At 73.3% G+C, this 24,588-nt stretch carries 19 protein-coding genes and 1 tRNA gene; 15 read left to right on the top strand and 5 right to left on the bottom strand.

The features are described 5' to 3' along the window. The first annotated feature begins 90 nt into the window (after window positions 1-90). Both ACWPWV_RS15010 and ACWPWV_RS15015 read left to right on the top strand, forming a co-directional pair. Entirely contained in the window at window positions 91-4,059 is a 3,969-nt protein-coding gene (locus tag ACWPWV_RS15010) for a Pls/PosA family non-ribosomal peptide synthetase (RefSeq protein ID WP_454043752.1), read from the top strand. Window positions 4,060-4,135: 76 nt separating this feature from the next. Next, window positions 4,136-5,494 (top strand): M1 family metallopeptidase, encoded by a 1,359-nt coding sequence (locus ACWPWV_RS15015; protein ID WP_454043753.1) that lies wholly within the window; start codon window positions 4,136-4,138, stop codon window positions 5,492-5,494. 27 nt (window positions 5,495-5,521) lie between these two features. Here ACWPWV_RS15015 and ACWPWV_RS15020 read toward each other — a convergent pair. Then, window positions 5,522-5,595 (bottom strand) — tRNA-Leu (locus tag ACWPWV_RS15020). A 184-nt stretch (window positions 5,596-5,779) separates the two neighbouring features. On the opposite strand from ACWPWV_RS15020, the gene ACWPWV_RS15025 reads away from it, so the two are divergent. Then, a complete protein-coding gene (locus ACWPWV_RS15025; RefSeq protein WP_454044555.1) occupies window positions 5,780-6,403 on the top strand; it encodes an ANTAR domain-containing response regulator in 624 nt (207 codons plus the stop codon). Between the two features lie 238 nt (window positions 6,404-6,641). Beyond that, window positions 6,642-7,295, top strand: coding sequence for an N-acetyltransferase family protein (locus tag ACWPWV_RS15030; protein ID WP_454043754.1), 654 nt, complete (start codon window positions 6,642-6,644; stop codon window positions 7,293-7,295). A 53-nt stretch (window positions 7,296-7,348) separates the two neighbouring features. On the opposite strand, the gene ACWPWV_RS15035 is transcribed toward ACWPWV_RS15030, so the two are convergent. Then, the gene (locus tag ACWPWV_RS15035) at window positions 7,349-7,696 is read right to left on the bottom strand and encodes a PaaI family thioesterase (RefSeq protein ID WP_454044556.1); all 348 of its coding nucleotides are present in this window, start codon (window positions 7,694-7,696) and stop codon (window positions 7,349-7,351) included. A gap of 121 nt (window positions 7,697-7,817) precedes the next feature. On the opposite strand from ACWPWV_RS15035, the gene polA reads away from it, so the two are divergent. Then, window positions 7,818-10,523, top strand: a complete 2,706-nt coding sequence (gene polA, locus ACWPWV_RS15040; protein WP_454043755.1) for a DNA polymerase I — start codon at window positions 7,818-7,820, stop codon at window positions 10,521-10,523. A 46-nt stretch (window positions 10,524-10,569) separates the two neighbouring features. On the opposite strand, the gene ACWPWV_RS15045 is transcribed toward polA, so the two are convergent. Continuing rightward, window positions 10,570-11,436 (bottom strand): class I SAM-dependent methyltransferase, encoded by an 867-nt coding sequence (locus ACWPWV_RS15045; protein WP_454043756.1) that lies wholly within the window; start codon window positions 11,434-11,436, stop codon window positions 10,570-10,572. Between the two features lie 195 nt (window positions 11,437-11,631). On the opposite strand from ACWPWV_RS15045, the gene ACWPWV_RS15050 reads away from it, so the two are divergent. Together ACWPWV_RS15050 and rpsA are read left to right on the top strand one after the other, a co-directional pair. Next, window positions 11,632-12,657, top strand: a complete 1,026-nt coding sequence (locus tag ACWPWV_RS15050; RefSeq protein WP_454043757.1) for a 6-phosphofructokinase — start codon at window positions 11,632-11,634, stop codon at window positions 12,655-12,657. A gap of 232 nt (window positions 12,658-12,889) precedes the next feature. Beyond that, window positions 12,890-14,389 carry a 30S ribosomal protein S1 gene (gene rpsA, locus ACWPWV_RS15055; RefSeq protein ID WP_454043758.1) on the top strand — a complete coding sequence of 500 codons (1,500 nt, stop codon included), beginning with the start codon at window positions 12,890-12,892 and terminating at the stop codon, window positions 14,387-14,389. A gap of 132 nt (window positions 14,390-14,521) precedes the next feature. Here rpsA and ACWPWV_RS15060 read toward each other — a convergent pair whose 3' ends face one another. Beyond that, a complete protein-coding gene (locus ACWPWV_RS15060; protein WP_454043759.1) occupies window positions 14,522-16,435 on the bottom strand; it encodes an ABC transporter ATP-binding protein in 1,914 nt (637 codons plus the stop codon). A 166-nt stretch (window positions 16,436-16,601) separates the two neighbouring features. Here ACWPWV_RS15060 and ACWPWV_RS15065 point away from each other — a divergent pair, with 166 nt between their 5' ends. From ACWPWV_RS15065 to ACWPWV_RS15095, 7 genes are all read left to right on the top strand, one after another. Further along, window positions 16,602-17,087 (top strand): MarR family winged helix-turn-helix transcriptional regulator, encoded by a 486-nt coding sequence (locus ACWPWV_RS15065; RefSeq protein ID WP_454043760.1) that lies wholly within the window; start codon window positions 16,602-16,604, stop codon window positions 17,085-17,087. Window positions 17,088-17,132: 45 nt separating this feature from the next. After that, on the top strand, window positions 17,133-17,756 hold the full coding sequence (gene coaE / locus ACWPWV_RS15070; protein ID WP_454043761.1) for a dephospho-CoA kinase: 624 nt from the start codon (window positions 17,133-17,135) through the stop codon (window positions 17,754-17,756). Then, window positions 17,753-18,370 carry a pyroglutamyl-peptidase I gene (locus tag ACWPWV_RS15075; RefSeq protein ID WP_454043762.1) on the top strand — a complete coding sequence of 206 codons (618 nt, stop codon included), beginning with the start codon at window positions 17,753-17,755 and terminating at the stop codon, window positions 18,368-18,370. Before coaE ends, ACWPWV_RS15075 begins: the two co-directional genes overlap by 4 nt. Window positions 18,371-18,440: 70 nt before the next feature. After that, entirely contained in the window at window positions 18,441-20,549 is a 2,109-nt protein-coding gene (gene uvrB, locus ACWPWV_RS15080; protein WP_454043763.1) for an excinuclease ABC subunit UvrB, read from the top strand. Between the two features lie 71 nt (window positions 20,550-20,620). Continuing rightward, complete coding sequence (locus ACWPWV_RS15085; RefSeq protein ID WP_454043764.1) at window positions 20,621-21,052, top strand: VOC family protein; 432 nt, start codon at window positions 20,621-20,623, stop codon at window positions 21,050-21,052. Window positions 21,053-21,330: 278 nt separating this feature from the next. Next, window positions 21,331-22,335 carry a TerC family protein gene (locus ACWPWV_RS15090; RefSeq protein WP_454043765.1) on the top strand — a complete coding sequence of 335 codons (1,005 nt, stop codon included), beginning with the start codon at window positions 21,331-21,333 and terminating at the stop codon, window positions 22,333-22,335. Further along, the gene (locus ACWPWV_RS15095) at window positions 22,335-23,426 is read left to right on the top strand and encodes a TerC family protein (protein WP_454043766.1); all 1,092 of its coding nucleotides are present in this window, start codon (window positions 22,335-22,337) and stop codon (window positions 23,424-23,426) included. Before ACWPWV_RS15090 ends, ACWPWV_RS15095 begins: the two co-directional genes overlap by 1 nt. A gap of 4 nt (window positions 23,427-23,430) precedes the next feature. On the opposite strand, the gene ACWPWV_RS15100 is transcribed toward ACWPWV_RS15095, so the two are convergent. Continuing rightward, window positions 23,431-23,730, bottom strand: a complete 300-nt coding sequence (locus tag ACWPWV_RS15100; protein WP_454043767.1) for a YciI family protein — start codon at window positions 23,728-23,730, stop codon at window positions 23,431-23,433. A 109-nt stretch (window positions 23,731-23,839) separates the two neighbouring features. Here ACWPWV_RS15100 and ACWPWV_RS15105 point away from each other — a divergent pair, with 109 nt between their 5' ends. Continuing rightward, window positions 23,840-24,583: a Type 1 glutamine amidotransferase-like domain-containing protein gene (locus ACWPWV_RS15105; RefSeq protein ID WP_454043768.1), complete on the top strand. Its 744-nt coding sequence runs from the start codon at window positions 23,840-23,842 to the stop codon at window positions 24,581-24,583. The last annotated feature ends 5 nt before the right edge of the window (window positions 24,584-24,588 follow it).

Below are 24,588 nucleotides of genomic sequence, written 5' to 3' on the forward strand. Positions count from 1 at the left end.
CGGCACCGTCCACCGGCACCGTCCGTTCGCCCGCCGTCCACCTGCCCCGTCTACCCTTCGCCCAGGACCGTCCCTCACCCCTGGAGCAGCGTGCAGCCCCTCACCACCCCGCCCGACCCCCTCCTCGCGGCCGACCGCGCGCCCGCTCCGAGGACGCTCCTGGACGTGCTCGCCGCGACGGCGGAGGCGCACCCGGACGCGCCGGCGCTCGACGACGGCCGTCCGCTGACGTACGCGCAGCTCCTCGCCAGGGTCCGCACCCGGGCCGCCCTGCTCGTCGAGCAGGGCGTGGGGCCGGGGGACCGCGTGGGCGTCCGGGCGACGTCCGGTCGGGCGGATCTGTACCTGTCCGTCCTCGCGATCCTCGCCGCGGGAGCGGCCTACGTCCCGGTCGACAAGGACGACCCCGCGGAGCGGGCGGAGCTCGTCTTCACCGAAGCGGGCGTCCAGGCCGTCGTGGGGGACGACGGGCACCTCGCCGTGCCGCCCGACGTCGCGCCGAACCCCCGCGCGGGCGAGCGGCCCGGCCCGGGGGACGACGCCTGGGTCATCTTCACGTCCGGGTCGACGGGGACGCCCAAGGGCGTCGCGGTGACCCACCGCAGCGCCGCCGCGTTCGTCGACGCCGAGGCGCGCCTCTTCCTGCGCGACGCCCCCCTGGGACCGGGCGACCGCGTCCTGGCCGGCCTGTCCGTCGCGTTCGACGCGTCGTGCGAGGAGATGTGGCTCGCGTGGCGCCACGGCGCGTGCCTCGTGCCCGCCCCGCGCTCGCTCGTGCGGACCGGCGTCGACCTCGGCCCGTGGATCGAGGAGCGCGCGATCACCGTCGTCTCGACCGTCCCGACGCTCGCAGGGCTCCTCGCGCCCGAGACGCTGCGGTCGGTCCGCCTGCTCGTCTTCGGCGGGGAGGCGTGCCCGCCGGAGCTCGCCGACCGGCTCGCCGTCCCCGGGCGCGAGGTCTGGAACACCTACGGCCCGACCGAGGCGACCGTCGTCGCCTGCGCCGCGCCGCTCGGCGGACCGGGGCCCGTGCGCATCGGTCTGCCGCTCGACGGCTGGGACCTCGCCGTCGTCGGGCCCGACGGCGCACCGGTCGACCAGGGCGCCACGGGCGAGCTCGTGATCGGCGGCGTCGGGCTCGCGCGCTACCTCGACCCGGCCAAGGACGCCGAGAAGTACGCCCCGCACCCGGGGCTCGGGTGGGACCGCGCGTACCGGTCGGGGGACCTCGTGGTCCGGGACGACGCCGGTCTGCTGTTCGTGGGCCGTGCCGACGACCAGGTGAAGGTCGGCGGCCGGCGGATCGAGCTCGGCGAGATCGACTCCGCGCTGCTCGCGCTCGACGGCGTGAGCGCCGCGGCGAGCGCCGTGCGCCGCTCGGAGGCGGGGAACCAGGTGCTCGTCGGGTACCTGGTGCCGGACCGGGGTCGGGACGAGCCGCTCGACGCGCGGGCGAGCGTCGAGGCGCTGCGCCACACGCTCCCCGCCGCGCTCGTCCCCCTGCTCGCGGTCGTCGACGAGATCCCGACCCGGACGTCGGGCAAGGTCGACCGCGACGCGCTCCCGTGGCCGCTGCCGGAGGGTGCGCAGCTCGCCGCGGAGTCCCGCGTGCCGGACGACGCCCCGCCGCTCACTCCCGGCGAGGAGTGGGTCGCGGGGATCTGGCGGACGGTGCTCGGTGCCGCGCCGCAGGTCGCGGACGACGACTTCTTCGAGCTGGGCGGCGGGAGCCTCACGGCGGCCCAGGTGGTCTCGGTGCTGCGCGAGCGCCTGCCGAGCACCACGGTCGCCGACCTCTACGACAACCCGTCGCTGGGGGAGCTCGCCGCGTTCGTCGAGCGCGGCGCCGTGGCCCGTGCCGCGGCCACGGTCGGCGCCGCGCCAGGCGGGCGGACGGCCCGGCCGACGAGCCCGGCCGCGCCCGTGGGGCGGCGGACGCAGGCGGTCCAGCTGCTCGTCGTGCTCGCGCTGCGCACGATCGCCGGCCTCCGCTGGCTGGTCTGGGTCGCCGCGCTCGGCAACGTGCTCGCCGCCACGACGTCGCTGTCGTTCGTCCGCCCCGTCTCCTGGTGGTGGGTCGTCGCGGGGTGGCTGCTGCTGGTCAGCCCGCCCGGGCGCCTGCTCGTCGCCGCGGTCGGCGCGCGCGTGCTCCTGCGCGGGGTGCGCCCGGGCAGCTACCCGCGCGGCGGCAGCGTCCACCTGCGGCTGTGGGCGGCGGAGGGGCTGGTCGGGGCGAGCGGCGGCGTGACGGTCGCCGGGGCGCCCCTGGTCGGGCTGTACGCCCGCCTCCTCGGCGCACAGGTCGGCCGTGACACCGAGCTGCACGCGCTGCCGCCCGTGACCGGGATGCTGACCCTCGGCAAGGGGTGCGCGGTCGAGCCCGAGGTCGACCTGTCCGGCCACTGGCTCGACGGCGACACGCTCCACCTCGGCAGGGTCCGGGTCGGCGCCGGTGCGACGGTCGGCGCCCGCTCGACCCTGCTGCCCGGCGCCCGGGTCGGCAAGGGCGCCGACGTGGCCGCCGGGTCGTGCGTCGACGGACGCGTGGGCGCTCGCGAGTACTGGGCGGGCTCGCCCGCGGTGCGCGTCCGCAGCGAGGTGAAGCACCCCTGGCCCGACGAGCGTCCTCCGCGCCGGCGCCGGTGGGAGGTCGCCTACGGGCTGAGCGGGCTCGGTCTGAGCCTGCTCCCCGTGCTCGCCGTCGCCGTGGGGCTCCTCGTCCTGCTCGCCGGCGTCCCCGTGACCGGCTCCCCCCGGGACGTCGGCGCGCTGCTCGGGCCGCTCGCGGCATGGGTACCCGTCGCGGCGCTCGCGGCCGCGGCGACGTACGCCCTGCTCGTGCTCGCGTGCGTGCGCCTCCTCGCCCTCGGGCTCGGCGAGGGCTACCACGCCGTCCACAGCCGCCAGGGCTGGCAGGCGTGGGTCACGCAGCGCCTCATGGACTCGGCGCGCACGGCGCTGTTCCCCCTGTACTCGAGCGTCTTCACCCCCGGGTGGCTGCGCCTGCTGGGCGCTCGCGTCGGCCGCGACGTCGAGGCCTCGACCGTGGTGGGCCTCCCGTCGATGATGGAGGTCGCGCGCGGGGCGTTCCTCGCCGACGACACGATGGTCGCGCCCTACGAGCTCGGCGGTGGCTGGGTGCGGGTCGCCCGGGCGCGCGTGGGCAAGCGCGCGTTCCTCGGCAACTCGGGGATCACCGCGCCCGGACGCTCGGTGCCGAAGAACGGTCTCGTCGCCGTGCTGTCCGCCGCTCCGGCGAAGGCGAAGGCGGGCTCGTCGTGGCTCGGCAGCCCGCCGACCCGGCTGCGGCGCGTCGCCCAGGGCGAGACCGACGAGTCCCGGACGTTCTCACCGCCCGCCCGGCTCCTCGTCGCGCGCGGCGCGTTCGAGCTGCTGCGCTGGCTGGCGGTCGTGTGCTCGGCGTACCTCGCCGTCGCGGTGGTCCTCGTGCTCCTGACGGTCCTCGACGCCGGTGGAGCGGGCGTCGCCGCGCTCCTGTCCGGGGTCGTCCTGCTCGCCGCTGGGGCGGTGGGCGCGCTCGTGACCTCGGCGGTCAAGTGGGTGCTGGTCGGCCGGTTCCGGGTGGGGGACCACCCGTTGTGGAGCACGTTCGTCTGGCGCAACGAGCTCCAGGACACCTTCGTCGAGGTCGTCGCCGCCCCGTGGTTCGCGGAGCACGTCTACGGCACCCCGCTGCTCCCGGCCTGGCTGCGCACGCTCGGCGCGCGGGTCGGTCGTGGCGTGTGGTGCGAGACGTACTGGCTCCCCGAGGCGGACCTGGTCCACCTGGACGACGGCGCGACCGTCGGCCGCGGGTGCGTCCTGCAGACCCACCTGTTCCACGACCGAGTGATGAGCCTCGACACGGTGCGCGTCGCGCGCGGTGCGTCGATCGGCCCGCACGGGGTCGTCCTGCCCGCCGCCGTCGTGGCGGACGGTGCCCGCGTCGGCCCCGCGTCGCTCGTGATGCGCGGCGAGCTCGTGCCGCCGGGGTCGCTCTGGCACGGGAACCCCATCGTCCCGTGGACGGGCGAGCTGCCCGCGCCGGCCGTGCGGTGAGGGCCGACGAGCGGGCGGTGAGCGGACCCGTCGTCGCGTACGATGCGGCGGACCCGACCCTGGAGGACGCCGGACCGTGGCCCACCGTCGATCGCTGAACGGCCCCGACCCCTACGCCCCGCACCGCGGGTCGTCCGACCACCACGTGAACCGCTACGGCCTCCGGCTGTCGTACCGGGTGCGCCCCAACCGTCTCGACGGCGTCGCGACCCTCGACGTCGTCCTGGACGCCGACGTCGACGCCGTCGTGCTCGACCTCGTCCACCTCAAGGCGACCCGCGTGAGCGTCGACGGCGCGCCCGTGCGGTTCGGCCACGCCGGGGGGAGGCTGACCGTCCGGCTGGGACGGGTCGCGGTGCGCGGCACCGCGCTGCGCGTCGAGGTCGTCTACGGCGGCCGTCCCCGGCCGTGGATCGGCCCGTGGGGCGACGTCGGGTGGGAGGAGCTCACGGAGGGCTCGCTCGTCGCGGGCCAGCCCGACGGCGCCCCTACGTGGTTCCCGTGCAACGACACGCCCGCGCACAAGGCGACGTTCGAGATCACCGTGACCGCCGACGCGGGCTACACCGTCGCGGCGAACGGCCCGCTGCTCGACGTGTCGCGCAAGGCCTCGACCAGGACCTGGCGCTTCGGTCCCACCGCACCCATGTGCACCTACCTCGCGACCGTGGTCGTGGGACGGTTCGACGACCTCGACGTCAGCCGCCGTCCCGGTCTCCCCGGCCTCCTGGACGTCGTCCGGCACCCCGTGGCGCAGACTGCGCTCGCGCACGCGGCGCAGCGGGACGCGGTGCGTCACGACCTCGCCCGGCACGCCGAGACGATGAGCGCGTTCGAGTCGATGTTCGGGCCGTACCCGTTCGACGAGGGCTACCGGATCGTCGTGACGGAGGACGAGCTCGAGATCCCGCTCGAGGCGCAGGGGCTGTCGATCTTCGGCGCCAACCACCTGGACGGCGACGGGACCTGGGACCGGCTCGTCGCGCACGAGCTCGCGCACCAGTGGTTCGGCAACAGCGTGTCGGTCGCGCGCTGGCGGGACATCTGGCTCAACGAGGGCTTCGCGTGCTACGCCGAGTGGCTCTGGTCCGAGGCGGCGGGACGCGAGAGCGCCGACGCGCACGCGCGAGGGGCCCACGTCCGGCTCTCCGCGCTGCCGCAGGACCTCGTCCTGGCCGACCCGGGGCCGGACCTCATGTTCGACGACCGGCTGTACAAGCGCGGCGCCCTGACGCTGCACGCGCTGCGGCTCACGCTCGGGGACGACGACTTCTTCGCGCTCCTGCGCCGCTGGACCGACGTCCACCGGCACGGCTCGGTGACCACGGACGACCTGCGGGCGGAGCTGCGCGCGGCGGGCGCGGAGGTGGACCCGCTCCTCGACGCGTGGCTCCTCGGTGCGCGGCTGCCCGAGCTGCCCGCGGCACCGACGTGACGTCGGTGCCGGCGACGTGCGCCGAGGTGCCCCGGGTGGGATTCGAACCCACACTGGATCGGGTTTGAGCCGAACGCCTCTGCCGGTTGGGCTACCGGGGCCTCGCGCCGCCGCCGTCGACGGCGGTGGCGCGGCTCCATCGAACCACACGGCGCAGGTGGAGCGAGAATCACACCGCGTCACGGTGGAACCCGGGGGCGGCAGGGGGTCGGGCGCACTACGATGAACACCGTGAGTGACCAGACAGCGCAGCCCGCGGACAAGCAGCCGCTCGACCTGCCCCCCATGCTCGAGCCCCAGCCCGTCGAGACGACGCCGCCGTCGACGGGTCGTCCCGCACGCACCGCGGTCGTCGCCGAGGACGAGGCGCTCATCCGCCTCGACGTCGTCGAGACGCTGCGCGAGGCCGGGTTCGACGTCGTCGGCGAGGCCGGCGACGGCGCGACCGCGGTGCGGCTCGCGCTCGAGCTCAAGCCGGACGTCGTCGTCATGGACGTCAAGATGCCCGAGCTCGACGGCATCTCGGCGGCGGAGCAGATCGGCAAGGCGCACGCCGCGCCGGTCGTGCTGCTCACCGCGTTCTCGCAGGCCGAGCTCGTCGAGCGCGCGCGGGACGCGGGGGCGATGGCGTACGTCGTGAAGCCGTTCACCCCGGCGGACCTCCTGCCGGCCGTCGAGATCGCCATCTCGCGCTACTCGCAGATCTCGGCGCTCGAGTCCGAGGTCGCGGACCTCGCGGAGCGGTTCGAGACGCGCAAGCGCGTCGACCGGGCGAAGGGTCTGCTCATGACGAAGATGGGCCTGTCGGAGCCGGAGTCGTTCCGCTGGATCCAGAAGACGTCGATGGACCGCCGCCTCACGATGCGCGAGGTCGCGGACGCCGTCATCGAGCAGGTGGGCGGAGCCTGACCCTTCTCGGGTGACCGCGGTGTCAGGGGTGCCTGATCTGGGCCTTTGTCACACCCCCGGGAACAGGGCTATCGTCTTGGACTGGCGTCCAGTTGTTTCCGGGGCGGTGAACGCGGTCGCCACGTAGTGCTCGGTCGGCAGCCATCGGCAGCTGTCGTCTCGTACGGAGCGACGTGGACCTTCTCACGCCCCACGTCCTCCCTGTGCCGTCGGACCACGGTGAGAACGAGGAGGAGCGGTGCGCCAAGCAGTCGAGGTCAGGCCAGCGGTCGGTGACGACCTGCCCGGTGTCGCCACGCTGTGCGCGGAGGCCCGTTCCGAGTCGGCGTCGGGCGCGCAGATCTGCGCACCCGACATGGACCGGCTCGTCCGTCACCTCTCCGTGCTCCTCGCCCTGCCCGGGGGCAACGTGCTCGTCGCGCTCCAGGACGGCCGTCCCGTCGGGTTCGTCCTCGCCCGGGTGCTCGAGCCCCACCTCTTCGCCGACGAGCCGAGCCTGTACGTTGAGGCGGTGTACGTCGGCGAGGACGCCCGACGCCGCGGCGTCGGCCACGCGCTGCTCAGCGCGACCGCCGAGCTCGCCGCGTCAGCCGGTGCGTCGCACGTCTACTCGGTGCCGATCCCGGGCTCGCGCGGTGTGCAGCGCTTCCTCTCCCGGCTCGGTTTCGGCCCCGTCGCCGGTCACCGCGTGGTGCAGACCGCGGTGCTCCAGCGTCGCCTCGCCGCCGACCTCGCGCCCGCCCGGCGCGGTACGCGGTCCCTCGAGGACCTCATCGCCCGCCGACGTCGCGCGCGCACCGAGGGCATGAGCGGTCCGGTGGACCTGCGCGAGTTCCAGGCCGAGTACCGCAGTCGCGCCGGGGCCGCGGAGCACGAGCGCCTGTCCGGCTGAGCCCTCTCGGCGGCTGGGTCGGGGCGCGCCCCCGACACGGCTGCGCCCGCGGGTCAGGACCGGTCGAGGATCATGCACGTGAGCCGCGCCGTGCACACACGCCGCCCGGCGTCGTCGGTCACCACGATCTCGTAGCTCGCCGTCGTGCGGCCGCGGTGGAGCGCGCGCGCCTCCCCGTGCACCCAGCCCTCGCGCGCGGAGCGGTGATGGGTCGCGTTGACCTCGATGCCCACCGCCGCCCGACCCGGTCCGGCGTGCAGCTGCGCGGCGATCGACCCGAGCGTCTCCGCGAGCACGACCGAGGCGCCGCCGTGCAGCAGCCCGGCCGGCTGGGTGTTCCCCGCGACGGGCATCCGCGCCGACACGTGGTCCGCCGCGACGTCCTCCAGCTCGATGCCCATGCGCTCGATGAGCGTCCCCTCGGTGCGCAGGCCGAGGGCCTCGTAGGCGTGCCGCGGGGCGTCGGGGGCGTCGGGAGCGGCGGGAGCGGGGTGGGCGCCGTCGGCACCGTTCGTGTCGGTCATGGGCGATAGGTTGGCACCCGTGACGACCTCCGCGCGACCCCGCCTGCTGCTCATCGACGGACACTCCATGGCCTACCGCGCGTTCTTCGCGCTCCCGGCCGAGAACTTCTCGACGACGACGGGCCAGCACACGAACGCCGTCTACGGGTTCACGTCGATGCTCATCAACCTGCTGCGCGACGAGGAGCCCACCCACGTCGCGGTCGCCTTCGACGCCGGTCGCCAGTCGTTCCGCACCGAGGTCCTCCCGAGCTACAAGGGCACGCGCGAGTCGACCCCGGAGCCGTTCAAGGGCCAGGTCCCGCTCATCAAGGAGATCCTCGAGACGCTGCGGATCCCCACGCTCGAGCGCGAGGGCTACGAGGCGGACGACATCTTCGCGACGCTCGCCACGCAGGGCGCCGCCGCCGGCATGGAGGTCCTGGTCTGCTCCGGCGACCGCGACTCGTTCCAGCTCATCGGCCCGGACGTCACCGTGCTGTACCCCAAGCGCGGGGTCTCCGAGCTCGCGCGCATGGACGCGGCCGCCGTCGTCGAGAAGTACGGCGTGCCGCCCGAGCGCTACCCGGACCTCGCGGCGCTCGTGGGCGAGACGTCGGACAACCTGCCGGGCATCCCCGGCGTCGGGCCGAAGACGGCCGCGAAGTGGATCACGACCTACGGCGACCTCGAGGCGCTGCTCGAGCGCGCGGACGAGATCAAGGGCAAGGCGGGGGAGAACCTGCGCGCCCACGTCGAGCAGGTCCGGCTCAACCGGCGCCTCAACGCGCTCCTGTGCGACCTCGAGCTGCCCGTCGGCCCGGACGACCTGGCGGCGCGGCCGTGGGACCGGGAGGCGGTGCACCAGGTGCTCGACGCGCTCGAGTTCCGCGCGCTGCGCGACCGCCTGTTCGCCATCGCGCCCGAGGGCGAGGTCGAGACGGAGGAGGGCTTCGACGTCGACGTGGCGGACGTGGTCCCGGGCGGTCTGGGGGCGTGGCTCGCCGAGCACGGCGAGCGTCGCCTCGGCGTCGAGGTGTCGGGCAAGGCCGTGCCCGCGGGCGGGGACGCCTGGGCGCTCGCCCTGTCCGACGACGCGGGGTCGGCCGTCGCGTTCGACCTCGCCGACCTCGACCCCGCGGACGAGCAGGCGCTCGCGGCGTGGCTCCTGGACGCCGACCGGCCCAAGGTGGTCCACGGCGCGAAGTCCGCGTGGCACGAGCTGGCCGCGCGCGGCCTCGACCTGCGGGGCGTCGTGTTCGACACCGAGCTCGCCGCGTACCTGTGCCACCCCGACCAGCGGGGCTACGACCTCGGCGACCTCGTCGTGCGGCACCTGCACCGCGAACTGCGACCTGACACGGGCGCGGGCGGCGACGCGCAGGGCGCGCTCGACCTGTCGCTCGACGGCAACGGCGAGCAGGAGCGCGACGCGGTCCGGGCGCTCGCCGTCGTGCAGCTCGCGGAGGTCCTCACGGGCGAGCTCGACGACCGTGGTGCCGGCCACCTCCTGACCGACCTGGAGCTCCCGCTGACCGGCGTGCTCGCGCGCGTCGAGCGCACCGGCATCGCGGCGGACGTGGACTACCTCACCGAGCTCGAGCGGCACTTCGGGGACCTCGTCGTGACGGCCGCGTCGGAGGCCTACGCGGTGATCGGCCGCGAGGTGAACCTCGGGTCGCCCAAGCAGCTCCAGGAGGTCCTGTTCGACCAGCTCGGGATGCCGAAGACGAAGAAGATCAAGACCGGCTACACGACCGACGCCTCGGCTCTCGCCGATCTCTTCGTCAAGACGCAGCACCCGTTCCTCGAGCACCTGCTCGCGCACCGGGACGCGTCGCGGCTGCGCCAGACGGTCGAGGGCCTGCTCAAGTCCGTGGCGGACGACGGGCGCATCCACACGACCTTCCAGCAGACGATCGCGGCGACCGGCCGGCTCAGCTCGACGGACCCGAACCTGCAGAACATCCCGATCCGGACCGAGGCGGGCCGCCGGATCCGGCGCGCGTTCGTCGTCGGCGAGGGGTACGAGACGCTCCTCACCGCCGACTACAGCCAGATCGAGATGCGGATCATGGCGCACCTGTCCGGGGACGAGGGCCTCATCGAGGCGTTCCGCTCCGGCGAGGACCTCCACAGCTACGTCGGCTCGCGCGTTTTCGAGGTCCCCGCCGCCGAGGTGACCCCGGCGATGCGCTCCAAGATCAAGGCGATGTCCTACGGCCTCGCCTACGGGCTCTCGGCGTTCGGGCTCTCGCAGCAGCTGACCATCGAGGTCGGCGAGGCGCAGAAGCTCATGGACGACTACTTCGAGCGTTTCGGCGGCGTCCGGGAGTACCTCACGGGCGTCGTCGACGAGGCGCGCGCGACGGGGTACACCGCGACCATCCTCGGCCGTCGTCGTTACCTGCCCGACCTCACGAGCGACAACCGGCAGCGTCGGCAGATGGCCGAGCGCATGGCGCTCAACGCGCCCATCCAGGGCAGCGCGGCCGACCTCATCAAGGTCGCGATGCTCGGAGTGCAGCGGGCGCTGGACGAGCGCGGGCTGCGCTCGCGCCTGCTGCTCCAGGTGCACGACGAGCTCGTGGTCGAGGTGGCGCCCGGGGAGCGGGACGAGGTCGAGGCGGTGCTGCGCACGGAGATGGGCGCCGCGGCACGGCTCGACGTGCCGCTCGACGTGTCCGTCGGCGCGGGGCCGACCTGGCACGACGCCGGCCACTGACGAGCGCGTCCGGCCGGCGGTGCGAAGGCGCCGCCTGCCGGTCGGTTCAGGCGGGCCGGCGCGTCCGGAAGATCGCCGTCCCGGGGAGGTGCGCGCCCCGCACGGGTCCCCAGCCGCCCCAGACCTCGGTGTTGTCCTCGGGCCACTCGGGCTCGACGACGTCGGTCACGACGAGCCCGGCGGCGACCACGTCCCGGACGTGGTCGCCGAGCGTGCGGTGGTACTCCGCGTACAGCACCCGACCGGTGGCGTCGGACTCGACGTACGGCCGGCGGTCGAAGTACGAGCGGTTCGCGGTCAGCCCGTGCTCGCCGGGGTCGTCGGGGAACGCCCAGCGGAACGGGTGCGTGACGGAGAAGGTCCACGTCCCGCCCGGACGCAGGACGCGGGCGACCTCCCGGTGGACGGCGTCGGCGTCGGGCACGAAGGGGAGCGCGCCGAACGACGTGAACGCGACGTCGAACGTGGCGTCCGCGAACGGCAGGCGGCGCGCGTCCGCCTGGACGAGCGGCACCCGGACCCCGCTGCGCCGGTCCAGGTCCGTGCCCGCGGCGAGCATCCCGCCCGACACGTCGGTCGCCACGACGAGGGCCCCCTGCGTCACGAGCCAGCGCGAGCACTGAGCGGCGCCGGCCCCGACCTCGAGGACGTGCCGCCCCGCGACGTCGCCGAGCAGGTGGACGTCCTTCTCGCGGAGCCCCTCGGGGCACCAGCAGAAGTCGGTCGCGCCGAGGAAGTCGCCGTGGTCGGCGAGGTACTCGGCGGCGTTCGCGTCCCACCACGACCGCCCCGCGCGACCGCCGTCGGAGTCCGCGACGTCCCGGTAGCCCGCGTGCGCGACGGGGCCGGGGGGCGCCGGGGGAGGCGAGGCAGGTCCGGGACGCTCGTCCCGGGGAGAGGTCGGTGCAGGCATGGAGCCATTGTCGGGCCTTCCTGCCCGCCGTCGCCGGGACCTTCGTCTCGCGTGCGCCCGGATGGCAGGACGCGCCGCGGGCACGACGGGTCGCGCGACTAGGGTGGTGACGGACGCGGCGCCGCGGGGGCAGCGCCCCCGTCTCGCCGGGCAGGTGCGCCGCGGGCGCGCCGACGACGAGACGGAGGACCAAGGGTGCGGATCGGACTTCTCACGGGCGGCGGAGACTGCCCCGGGCTCAACGCGGCGATCCGCGCCGTGGTGAAGCAGGGGACGGGGGAGTACGGCCACACGATCATCGGCTTCCGCAACGGGTGGCGTGGCGTCGTCGACGGGGACGTGCACCCGCTCGGACGGCAGGACATCCGCAACGTGCTGCCCGTCGGCGGGACGCTGCTCGGGACCGCGCGGTTCCACCCGAGCACCGAGGACGGGAGCATGGACGCGGTGCTCGCGACGGTCGAGGCCGAGCGGCTCGACGCGATGATCTGCATCGGCGGCGACGGGACGCTGCACGCCGCGAGCCGCGTCGGCGAGGCCGGGGTCCCGATCGTCGCGATCCCGAAGACCATCGACAACGACGTCGAGGGCACCGACCTCTCGATCGGGTTCCACACCGCCGTGAACATCGCGACGGAGGCGCTCGACCGCGTGCACACGACGGCGGAGAGCCACAACCGTGTCATGGTCGTCGAGGTCATGGGCCGGCACGCCGGCTGGATCGCGGTGAACGCGGGCATCGCCGGCGGTGCCGAGGTCGTCCTCGCGCCCGAGGAGCCGTTCGACATCGACCAGGTCGTGAAGTTCCTGCGCCACCGTCACCGTGCGCACGCCAACTTCTCGATCGTCGTCGTCGCCGAGGGCGCGGTCCCGCGCGAGGGGTCGTCGATGGAGTTCACCCAGCAGCTCGGGCGGTTCGGCGAGATCGTCGCCGGGTCCGTGGGCGAGCGCGTGAGCGCGGAGATCTCCGCACGCACGGGCTTCGACACCCGGCTGACCGTGCTCGGCCACGTGCAGCGCGGAGGCGAGCCGACGCCGACGGACCGGATCCTCGGGAGCCGGTTCGGCGTCGCTGCGGTCGACGCCGTGAGCGCGGGGACGACGGGCGTCATGACCGCGCTGCGCGGGGAGCGGGTCGAGCTCGTCCCGCTCGCCGAGGTCGCGGGACGGCCGAAGCGCGTCCCGGCGGAGCTCCTGCGCGTGGCGAAGGTCCTCGCCTGAGCGCGCTCCCCGGGTCGCCGTCGGGCCGGTCGGGAGTCCGGTCGGGAGACGGCCGTGGCTCGGTCGCGCGCCCGCGTTGACCCTCCGGACCCGCCACGCGTAGGATGGACGGCGGTGCATTGCGCCTGTCGTCACGACCTACGCCACCACACCGTGCTCGTCGTCACCTCAGGACGCCTGCACACTCCCTTATCCGCACGACTTCCCTGTCCGCATCGGAGCATCGAACTCAATGACCATCTCTACCCCCGCGAAGTCCGCACCCCAGGTTGCCGTCAACGACATCGGCACCGAGGAGGACTTCCTCGCCGCCGTTGACGCGACCATCAAGTACTTCAACGACGGTGACATCGTCGAAGGCACGATCGTCAAGGTGGACCGCGACGAGGTCCTTCTCGACATCGGCTACAAGACCGAGGGCGTCATCCCCTCCCGCGAGCTGTCCATCAAGCACGACGTGGACCCCGGTGAGGTCGTCAACGTCGGCGACGCGGTCGAGGCCCTCGTCCTCCAGAAGGAGGACAAGGAAGGCCGTCTGATCCTGTCCAAGAAGCGCGCCCAGTACGAGCGCGCCTGGGGCACGATCGAGAAGATCAAGGAAGAGGACGGCGTCGTCACCGGCACCGTCATCGAGGTCGTCAAGGGCGGCCTCATCCTCGACATCGGCCTGCGTGGCTTCCTGCCCGCGTCCCTCGTGGAGATGCGTCGCGTCCGTGACCTCCAGCCGTACGTCGGCAAGGAGATCGAGGCGAAGATCATCGAGCTCGACAAGAACCGCAACAACGTCGTGCTCTCGCGCCGTGCGTGGCTCGAGCAGACGCAGTCCGAGGTCCGCTCCACCTTCCTGCAGACGCTGCAGAAGGGCCAGGTGCGCCCCGGTGTCGTCTCCTCGATCGTCAACTTCGGTGCGTTCGTGGACCTCGGCGGCGTCGACGGTCTCGTGCACGTCTCCGAGCTGTCCTGGAAGCACATCGACCACCCCTCCGAGGTCGTCGAGGTGGGCCAGGAGGTCACGGTCGAGGTCCTGGACGTCGACTTCGACCGCGAGCGCGTCTCGCTGTCGCTCAAGGCGACGCAGGAGGACCCGTGGCAGACGTTCGCCCGGACCCACGCGATCGGCCAGGTCGTCCCGGGCAAGGTCACCAAGCTCGTCCCGTTCGGTGCGTTCGTGCGCGTCGAGGACGGCATCGAGGGCCTCGTGCACATCTCCGAGCTCGCCGTCCGCCACGTCGAGCTGCCCGAGCAGGTCGTCAACGTCGGTGACGAGGTCTTCGTCAAGGTCATCGACATCGACCTCGAGCGTCGCCGCATCTCGCTGTCGCTCAAGCAGGCCAACGAGGGCGTGGACCCGGAGTCGGACGACTTCGACCCCGCGCTCTACGGCATGGCCGCCGAGTACGACGAGCAGGGGAACTACAAGTACCCCGAGGGCTTCGACCCGGAGACCAACGAGTGGCTCGAGGGCTTCGAGACCCAGCGCGAGGCGTGGGAGGCCGAGTACGCCAAGGCCCACGAGCGCTGGGAGGCGCACCGCAAGCAGGTCGCCGAGGCGCTGAAGGCGGACTACGAGACCCCGGCGGGCTCCGACTCGTCCTCCTCGTCGTCGTCGTCCTCCTCGTCCTCGGCCGGCAGCAGCTCCTCGTACTCGTCGGCCCCGGCCGCCGAGGCGACGGGCACGCTCGCCTCGGACGAGGCGCTCGCCGCTCTGCGCGAGAAGCTCACCGGCAACTGATCCGACCGCGGCCCGTCGGGTCGCGAACGGGACAGCACGAAGGCCCGTCACCCCTGGGGGTGGCGGGCCTTCGCCGTCGGCACGAGCTCGGCGGTGCGTGCCCTGCCGACGAGGGGGTCGTCGCTCCCGCGCTCAGGCGGCGGCGACCGGCGACTGCGCGAACTGCGTGCGGTACAGCTCGGCGTACCGCCCGTCCTGGGCGAGCAGCTCGGCGTGGGTCCCCGTCTCGACGACGCGGCCCGCGTCGAGCACGACGATGAGGTCGGCCTCGCGCACGGTCGAGAGCCGGTGCGCGATGACGAGCGACGTCCGCCCGCGCAGCGCCTCGGCGAGCGCGGCCTGGACCGCGGCCTCGGACCCCGAGTCGAGGTGCGCCGTCGCCTCGTCGAGCACGACGACGTCCGGGGCCTTGAGGAAGACGCGCGCGATCGCGAGGCGCTGGCGCTCGCCGCCGGACATGCGGTAACCGCGGTCGCCGACGACCGTCTCGATGCCGGACGGCAGGGCGGCGACGACGTCCCACACGTGGGCGCGGCGCAGCGCCGCCTCGATCTCGGCGTCGGTCGCGTCCTGCTTGGCGTAGCGCAGGTTCTCGGCGATCGTGTCGTGGAAGAGATGCGCCTCCTGCGTGACCACGCCGACGGCGTCGTGCAGGCTCTCCTGGGTGACGTCGCGCAGGTCGCGGCCGGCGATGCGCACGGCGCCGTCCGTCGGGTCGTACATGCGCGTGACGAGCTGGGAGACGGTCGTCTTGCCCGCGCCGGACGCGCCGACGAGGGCGACCATCGCGCCGGCGGGGACGGAGAACGAGACGTCCACGAGGGTGTCGGTCGTCGGGTCGACGCCGTCGAGCGCCACCGACTCGAGGGACGCGAGCGAGACCTCTGCCGCGGACGGGTAGCGGAACCGCACCCCGTCGAGCTCGAGCGTCGCGCCGCGCCGCGCGACGTCGTCGGCGAGGTCGTCGGCGTCCGGCGCGTCGACGACCGTCGGCTCGAGGTCGAGGACCTCGAGCACGCGCTCGAAGCTGACGAGCGCGGTCATGACGTCGACCTGCACGTTCGACATCGCGGTCAGCGGGCCGTAGAGCCGGCCGAGGTACGCGGTGAGCGCCACGACGGTGCCGACGGTCAGGGACCCGCCGATGGCCATGACCCCGCCGAGGCCGTAGACGATCGCCACCGCGACCGAGGCCACGACGGTCAGCCCGACGCGGAACACGGTCCCGTACATCGCCTGCTTGACGCCGATGTCGCGCACGCGCCCCGCCTGGGAGGCGAAGCGCTCCGACTCGCGCTCGGGGTCCCCGAAGACCTTGACGAGGTGCGCGCCCGCGACGTTGAACCGCTCGTTCATCGTCTGGGCGGCCTCGGCGTTGAGCTCGTAGCTCTCGCGCGTGATCGCGGCGAGCCGCTTGCCCACCCAGCGGGCGGGCAGGACGAACGCGGGCAGGAGCGTGAGCGCGAGGAGCGTGAGCTGCCACGACATCGAGAGCATCGCGGCGAGCACGAAGACGACCGTCAGCAGGTTGGAGAACACGTTCGACAGCGTCGAGGTGAAGGCCTGCTGCGCGCCGAGCACGTCGCCGTTGAGGCGCTGCACGAGCGCGCCGGTCCGCGTGCGCGCGAAGAACGCGAGGGGCATGCGCTGGACGTGGTCGAAGACGGCCGTGCGCAGGTCGACGATGAGGCCCTCGCCGATGCGCGAGGAGAACCAGCGCTGGACGACGCCCAGCCCGCCCGAGAGGACGGCCAGGCCGGCGGCGACGAGCGCGAACGTCACGACGACGTCGACGCGGCCCTCGACGATGCCGTCGTCGATGATCCGCTGGAAGAGGAGGGGGGTGACCGCTCCCGCGGCCGCGTCGACCGAGATCAGCGCGAGGAACACGGCGAGCTGGCGCCGGTAGGGGCGCGCGAAGGTGAGGACGCGGCGCACGGTGCCGCGGTGGAGCCGCCGGTGGGCGACGCTGGAGTCCTGGCGGAACGAGCGCATGCCGCGCCCGCCGCCGGAGCCCGGTCCGGAGAAGGAAGTGGGGTACGTCATCTGGCCTCCCGTGGGGTAGGGAGCGCTGGTCGTCCGCGGCGGCGTGGGTCGCCGGCCTGCGGGCGCGGGCACCTCGTGGGGGCGGGGCCTCTCGCGCACATGATGCTGAGTCTAACTCACTATGAGGCCGTCGCACAACACGCCCTCGCGCGGGTACGCTCGGCTCGTGACCCATCACGACGTCGAGCGCCCGGCGACCGGTGCCGCTCCGCGCGCCGCCGCCACGGAGGACGAGGCGGGGGAGTTCCTCTCGCTGCTGCACGCCGCCCTGCGCACCGTCCGCCGCGAGGCGAGCGAGCGTCTCGAGCCGGCCGGGACCACCCCCGGCCAGTTCCGCATGCTGCGCCACCTCGCGCGCTGCGACGGCCCGTGCCGGCTGGGCGCGGTGGCCGCCGCGCTCGACGTCGCCCCCCGGTCGGTGACGTCCAAGGTCGACGACGCCGAGGCCGCGGGGCTCGTGCGGCGCACGCCCGACCCGCACGACCGTCGGGCGACCCTGGTCGAGCTCACCTCGCGGGGTCGCGACGTCGTGGAGCGGGTCGGCGCGGAACGGTCGAGCAGCGCCGGCACGCTGCTCGCGCGCCTCGACGGCTCCGAGCGGGCGGAGCTCCTGCGGCTCCTGCGGGCGGTCGCCGGCGAGCCGCCCGCCTGACGCCCTCGCCCGGTGCCCGGCGGTCCCGGCTGGCAGGATGGGCCCATGTTCCGCATCGGGTTGACCGGAGGCATCGCGGCAGGCAAGTCCGTCGCCCTCGCACGCTTCGCCGAGCTGGGCGCGGTGGTCGTCGACTACGACGTCCTCGCCCGGGACGCGGTCGCGCCCGGGTCGATCGGCCTCGACGAGGTCGTCGAGGCCTTCGGACGGGACGTCCTCGCCGCCGACGGGACGCTCGACCGGGCCGCGCTCGCCCAGGTCGTCTTCGCCGACGACGCGGCGCGCGAACGTCTCAACGCGGTCGTGCACCCGGAGGTGCGGCGCCTGGCGGCCGAGCACGAGGCGGCCGCCGCGGCGGCCGACCCGCGCGCCGTCGTCGTGCACGACATCCCGCTGCTCGTCGAGACCGGGGACCCGGCCCACTTCCACCTCGTGGTCGTCGTGCACGCGCCGTCCGCGCTGCGCGAGGAGCGGCTCGCGGGACGCGGGCTCGACCCGGCCGAGGCGGCCGCCCGGATCGCGGCCCAGGCGGACGACGACGCACGTCTCGCGGTCGCCGACGTGACGCTCGACGGGAGCGGCACCGCCGACGCGCTGCGCGCGCAGGTCGACGACCTGTGGGCGAAGGTCTGCCGAGAGCTCGACCAGGAGAGCGAGGCCGACGCGTGACGGTCCTGGTCAGCGGGTTCGAGCCGTTCGGCGGTGACGACACCAACCCGTCGTGGGAGACCGCGCGGGCGCTCGCCGAGCGCGGGGACGAGCTCGTCGGCGACGACGTCGTCGCGGTCCGCCTCCCGTGCACGTTCGACGGCGCGTGGCCGGTCCTCGAGGAGGCGATCCGGGCGCACGACCCGTCCGTGGTGGTCGCCCTGGGCCTGGCGGGCGGTGCGCGCGCGATCCGGCTGGAGCGCGTCGCGATCGACGTCGTCGACGCGCGGATCCCGGACAACGCGGGCGCCGCTCCCGTCGACGAGCCGGTCGTGGACGACGGGCCGGTCGCGTACTGGTCGGGCCTGCCGCTCAAGGGTGCGCTCGCCGCGCTGCGGGCCGAGCAGATCCCCGCCGAGGTGTCGAGCACGGCAGGGACGTACGTGTGCAACGCCACCTTCTACCGCCTGATGCACCACGCAGCCGGTGCGCCCGGCGTGCGTGCCGGGTTCGTGCACGTGCCGTCGGCGGACGTGCTGCCGGTCGAGGTGCAGGTGCGCGCGGTGGCCGTCGTGGCGCGCACGGCGCTCGCCGGTGCGCGCGAGCCGGTGCTCGCCGCGGGCACCGAGTCCTGATCGGCCGCGGTCCTTCAGCCCTGCGCTGACGCCGCGTGTGGGTGTGGGTGGCGGGTCGTACCGTGGGTCCATGCGCCCCGTGACCGACCTGCAGCGAACCGCCGCGCCCTTCGAGGTGATCTCGGAGTTCCAGCCCTCGGGGGACCAGCCCACCGCCATCGCCGACCTCGCCGGCCGTGTGCGGGCCGGGGAGAAGGACGTCGTCCTGCTCGGCGCCACCGGGACGGGCAAGTCCGCGACGACCGCCTGGCTCGTCGAGGAGCTGCAGCGCCCGACCCTCGTGATGGCGCCGAACAAGACGCTCGCCGCGCAGCTCGCCACGGAGTTCCGCGAGCTCCTGCCCAACAACGCGGTCGAGTACTTCGTCTCGTACTACGACTACTACCAGCCCGAGGCGTACATCGCGCAGACGGACACGTACATCGAGAAGGACTCGTCCATCAACGACGAGGTCGAGCGCCTGCGGCACTCGGCGACGAGCTCCCTGCTCACGCGGCGGGACGTCGTCGTCGTCGCGTCCGTGTCGTGCATTTACGGCCTGGGCACGCCCCAGGAGTACGTGGACCGCATGGTGCGGCTCGACGTCGGCATGCAGGTCGAGCGCGACGACCTCCTGCGCCAGTTCGTCACCATGCAGTACACGCGCAACGACATGGCGTTCACGCGGGGCACGTTCCGTGTCCGCGGCGACACGGTCGAGATCATCCCGGTGTACGAGGAGCTCGCGATCCGGATCGAGTTCTTCGGTGACGAGATCGAGTCGATCCAGACGCTGCACCCGCTGACGGGCGACGTGGTCCGGTCCGAGCCGTCGATCCACGTCTTCCCCGCGACGCACTACGTCGCCGGGCCGGAGCGCATGGAGCGGGCGATCACGTCGATCGAGGCGGAGCTGGCGGAACGCCTCGCGGAGCTCGAGCAGCAGAACAAGCTGCTCGAGGCCCAGCGCCTGCGCATGCGCACTACCTACGACATCGAGATGATGCGCCAGATCGGCACGTGCTCCGGCATCGAGAACTACTCGCGCCACATCGACGGCCGCGTGCAGGGCACGCCGCCCAACACGCTGCTCGACTACTTCCCGGAGGACTTCCTCCTCGTCATCGACGAGTCGCACGTGACCGTCCCGCAGATCGGCGCGATGTTCGAGGGCGACATGTCGCGCAAGCGCAGCCTCGTCGACCACGGCTTCCGGCTCCCCAGCGCGATGGACAACCGGCCGCTGCGCTGGGAGGAGTTCGTCGAGCGGATCGGCCAGACGGTGTACCTGTCCGCGACGCCGGGGTCGTACGAGATGTCGATGTCCGACGGCGTGGTCGAGCAGATCATCCGCCCGACCGGCCTGGTGGACCCGGAGGTCGTGGTCAAGCCCACCACGGGGCAGATCGACGACCTCCTCCACGAGATCCGCGAGCGTGCGGACCGCAACGAGCGCGTGCTCGTCACCACGCTCACGAAGAAGATGGCCGAGGACCTCACGGATTACCTGCTCGAGAAGGACGTGCGGGTGCGGTACCTGCACTCGGAGGTCGACACCCTGCGCCGGGTGGAGCTGCTGCGCGAGCTGCGGCTCGGCCAGTACGACGTCCTCGTCGGCATCAACCTCCTGCGCGAGGGCCTCGACCTGCCGGAGGTGTCGCTCGTCGCGATCCTCGACGCCGACAAGGAGGGCTTCCTGCGCTCCCCGACGTCGCTCATCCAGACGATCGGTCGCGCGGCCCGCAACGTCTCCGGCCAGGTGCACATGTACGCGGACCGCATCACGGCCGCGATGGCGGCGGCGATCGAGGAGACGGACCGGCGTCGCGAGAAGCAGGTCGCGTACAACCTCGAGCACGGCATCGACCCCACGCCGCTGCGCAAGCGGATCTCCGACGTCACCGACATGCTCGCCCGGGAGGACGTCGACACCGCGGAGCTGCTCGCGGGAGGCTTCCGCCAGCCCGGCAAGGGCGTCAAGGGCAAGGCGCCGGTTCCGGGGGCGCCGAAGGAGGGCGCGACGTCGGGCAACCGGCTCGCCGGCGCGGCGGCGAGCGACCTCGCCGAGCTCATCCAGGAGCTCAGCGACCAGATGCACGCGGCGGCGGGCGAGCTCCAGTTCGAGCTCGCGGCCCGGCTGCGCGACGAGATCTCGGGGCTCAAGAAGGAGCTCCGGCAGATGCAGGCGGCGACGGCCTGACGGCCCCGGGAGGCACGGGTCGCGCCACGGACCGCCGTCGACGGCGACGGCGGGCGACGGGAGGTACGGACATGGCGGTCGAGGTCCAGGTGACGTTCGACGCGGCGGACCCGCGCGCGCTCGGCGGGTTCTGGTGCGAGGTGCTCGGCTACGTGGAACAGCCACCGCCCGAGGGGTTCGCGACGTGGGAGGAGGCGCTCGCGTCGTGGGGCGTCCCGCCCGAGCGGGCCGGTGACCAGTACGCGATCGTCGACCCCGACGGCCGGGGACCGCGCGTGTACCTCCAGCGGGTGCCCGAGCCGAAGACGGCGAAGAACCGCGTCCACCTCGACGTGAACGTCGGCGCGGGGGCCGCGGACGACGCCGCGCGCGCCGAGCGCGTCCGCGCGCGAGCCCGGCACCTCGTGGGCCGCGGCGCGGCCGTGCAGCGCGAGGTCGAGCAGGACGGGGAGTTCTGGGTCGTCCTCACCGACCCCGAGGGCAACGAGTTCTGCCTCCAGTGACACGTGCGCGGACCCTCGCGACGGCGGGGACGCGGCGAAGCGAGCGGCGACAGGGATGATGGCGACGGCGCGGGACGTTGTGCCCTGGTGAGCCTGCATGGCCTATGCTGGCTCCTCGTTGAAGGGGAGTATTCCTCCGCGGTGATGTCGTCATCACGGCCGGCGCAGTCGTCGGCCCGGTGTCACCGGTCCCGCAGCCCCCGTACCGTCTCTACGGTCGTGCGCTGCGTGGCGGAAGAGACCTTCGGTACTCAGTGCTACGTACCGGAGGTTTCTGCATGGACGTCCCCGTCTGGGTCTGGATCGTCACCGTCGGCGTGATCCTCGCGATGCTCGCCGTCGACTACGTCGGCCACGTCCGAACGCCTCACGCCCCCAGCCTGCGCGAGGCCACGCGGTGGTCCATCGCCTACGTCGCCGTCGCCCTCGTGTTCGGCGTCATCGTCTGGGTGGTCTGGGGCGGCACGTACGGCGGCGAGTACTTCGCCGGGTACATCACCGAGAAGAGCCTGTCGGTCGACAACCTCTTCGTGTTCGTCCTCATCATGACCAGCTTCCGCGTCCCGAGGCTGTACCAGCAGAAGGTCCTGCTCATCGGGATCACCATCGCGCTGGTCCTGCGCACGATCTTCATCCTCCTGGGTGCCGCGGTCATCGAGAACTGGGCCTGGGTGTTCTACATCTTCGGCGCCTTCCTCATCTGGACCGCGATCGCGCAGGCGCGCTCCGGGACCGAGCACGAGGAGGAGTTCAAGGAGAACGCGGTCCTGCGCCTCACGCGGCGCCTGTTCCCGACGACGGACACGTACGTCGAGGACCACATGACCACGAAGATCGACGGCAAGCGGTTCATCACCCCGATGCTCATCGTCATGATCGCGATCGGCAGCGCCGACCTGCTCTTCGCCGTCGACTCCATCCCGGCGATCTTCGGCCTGACGCAGGAGACCTACCTCGTCTTCGCGGCGAACGCGTTCTCGCTGCTCGGCCTCCGCCAGCTCTACTTCCTCATCGACGGGCTCCTCGACCGCCTCGTCTACCTCAACTACGGGCTCGCCGCGATCCTCGGTTTCATCGGCATCAAGCTCGTCATCCACGCGCTGCACACCAACGAGGTGCCCTTCATCAACGGTGGCGAGCACGTCACGGCCATCCCCGAGATCTCCACGCCCGTCTCGCTGGGCTTCATCCTCGTCGTCCTGACGATCACCACCGTCGCGAGCCTGGCCCGGTCGAACGCCGACCGTCGCCGTGAGGACGCGCGCATCGAAGAAGGTTCTTGATGGTCCACGAGCTCCCGCTCTGGTTCGAGTGGGCGTCGCTGTCGGCGCTCGGTGTCCTCCTCCTCGTCGACCTGTTCGTCGTCGGCCGGCGCCCGCACGTCCCCTCGATGCGCGAGAGCGCGCTGTGGGTCGGGTTCTACGTCGCGCTCGCGCTCGCCTTCGGGGCGATCGTCGGTGCGGTCGGGGGAGCGGCACCGGCGGGGGAGTTCTACGCGGGCTGGCTGACGGAGTACAGCCTGTCGGTCGACAACCTCTTCGTCTTCGTCATCATCATGGCGAGGTTCGCGGTGCCCAAGGAGCAGCAGCAGCGCGTGCTCATGGTGGGGATCATCGTCGCCCTGGTGCTCCGGGGCGCGTTCATCCTCGCTGGCGCGGCGGTCCTCGAGCAGTTCGTCTGGGTGTTCTACCTGTTCGGCGCGTTCCTCGTGTACACGGCGATCAAGCTCGTCACGGGCGGCGACGAACCCGAGGAGTACCACGAGAACCGGGCGGTGCGCCTGCTGCGCCGCGTGGTGCCGATCGGCACGCGCTACGACGGCGGCCGCCTGCGCACCGTGGAGGACGGCAGGAAGGTCTTCACCCCGCTCGTCGTCGTCTTCCTCGCGATCGGCAGCACCGACCTGCTCTTCGCGTTCGACTCGATCCCGGCGATCTTCGGCCTCACCCAGGACCCGTTCATCGTGTTCACGACGAACGTCTTCGCCCTCATGGGCCTGCGGCAGCTGTACTTCCTGCTCGGCGGCCTGCTCGAGAGGCTGGTCTACCTGCCGATCGGCCTCGCGGTGATCCTCGGCTTCATCGGGGTCAAGCTGGTGCTCGAGGCGCTCCATGAGAACACGCTGCCGTTCATCAACGGCGGCGAGCACCTCGAGAGCGTGCCGACCGTCCCGATCTGGTTGTCGCTCGTCGTGATCGTCGGCGCGCTCCTCGTGACGACCGTCGCGAGCCTGCTGCGCACGCGCGCGCAGGGCGCGGTCCGGTCACGGGAGGTCACCGGCGAGGCCCCCGTCGTGGCCGACGACTCGCCGGTCGACGCGCCGGTCGACGCGGCCGCCGTCGGGGACGCCTCGCCGCCTCGCGACGCGCCGTAGCCCGTCAGGCGCGGTGCGCCCAGTCCCCGATCACGGGCGACCACGGGCGCACCGTGCGCTCGGCCACCAGGCCGGCGTGCGCGAACGGGTCGGCGTCGAGGATCTCGGTCACCGCGGCGGGCGACGCGGCGTCGAGCACCAGCAGCGCGCCGGCGGGGGCGTCCTCGGTGGCGGGGAGAGGACCCGACGCGAGGAGCGTCCCTTGCTCGTGCAACCCGCGGAGGAAGGCCCGGTGCTCGGCCCGGACCGCGTCGAGCTCGGCGGGACGGTCGGGGTAGACGTAGGTCACGGCGTGGATCGGCATGGCGCCATTGAAGCAGGGCAGCGCGCCGCGGTGGTCGTCCGTCCGCGGAGCCGGCGCCCGCCGGGAAAGGCGTGGCGGTGGCCGCCCGACGCGCCTAGGGTCACGGCGCATGAGCGACCTCACGATCCTCGCCACGTCCGGCGGGTACGCGCCCGGTCTGCGGACCCGCCTCGCGCTCGGACCGATCGTCCGGCACGCCACCGACCTCTCCGGCGCCGAGGGCGCACCGCGCGTGTGCCACGTCGGCACGGCGGGCGGCGACCAGTCGTGGTTCCGCGCCGAGCTCGACGAGGCCGCGCGGGTCGCCGGGGTGCGGATGTCCCACCTCTCGTTGTTCAGCATGCCCAACGTCGACGACGTCGAGGCCTTCCTGCGCGAGCACGACGTCGTGTGGGTCGGGGGCGGCTCGGTCGTCAACCTCCTCGCGGTCTGGCGCGCGCACGGCCTGCCGGAGACCCTCCGGGCGGTGGGGGAGAGCGGTGTCGTGCTCGCCGGCATCAGCGCCGGGTCGCTGTGCTGGCACGTCGGAGGTCCGACGGACTCGTTCGGCCCGCGGCTGCGCCCCGTGACGGACGGGCTCGCGTTCGTGCCGTACGGCAACGGCGTCCACTACGACGCCGAGCCCGGTCGCCGCCCGCTCCTGCAGCGGCTCGTGGCGGAGGGGACGCTGCCCACCTCGTACGCGACGGACGACGGCGTCGGCCTGGTCTACCGGGGCGGCCACCTCGTCGAGGCCGTCACCGAGGTCCGGGGTGCGGGGGCGTGGGAGGTCCGGCGCGAGGAGGACGCCGACGGTGTGCCGACGGCGGTCGAGGCCCGCCTCGAGCCGCGGGCGCTGCGCGGCGCCCGCTGACGCCG

Source organism: Cellulosimicrobium sp. Marseille-Q8652 (genome assembly GCF_965112045.1).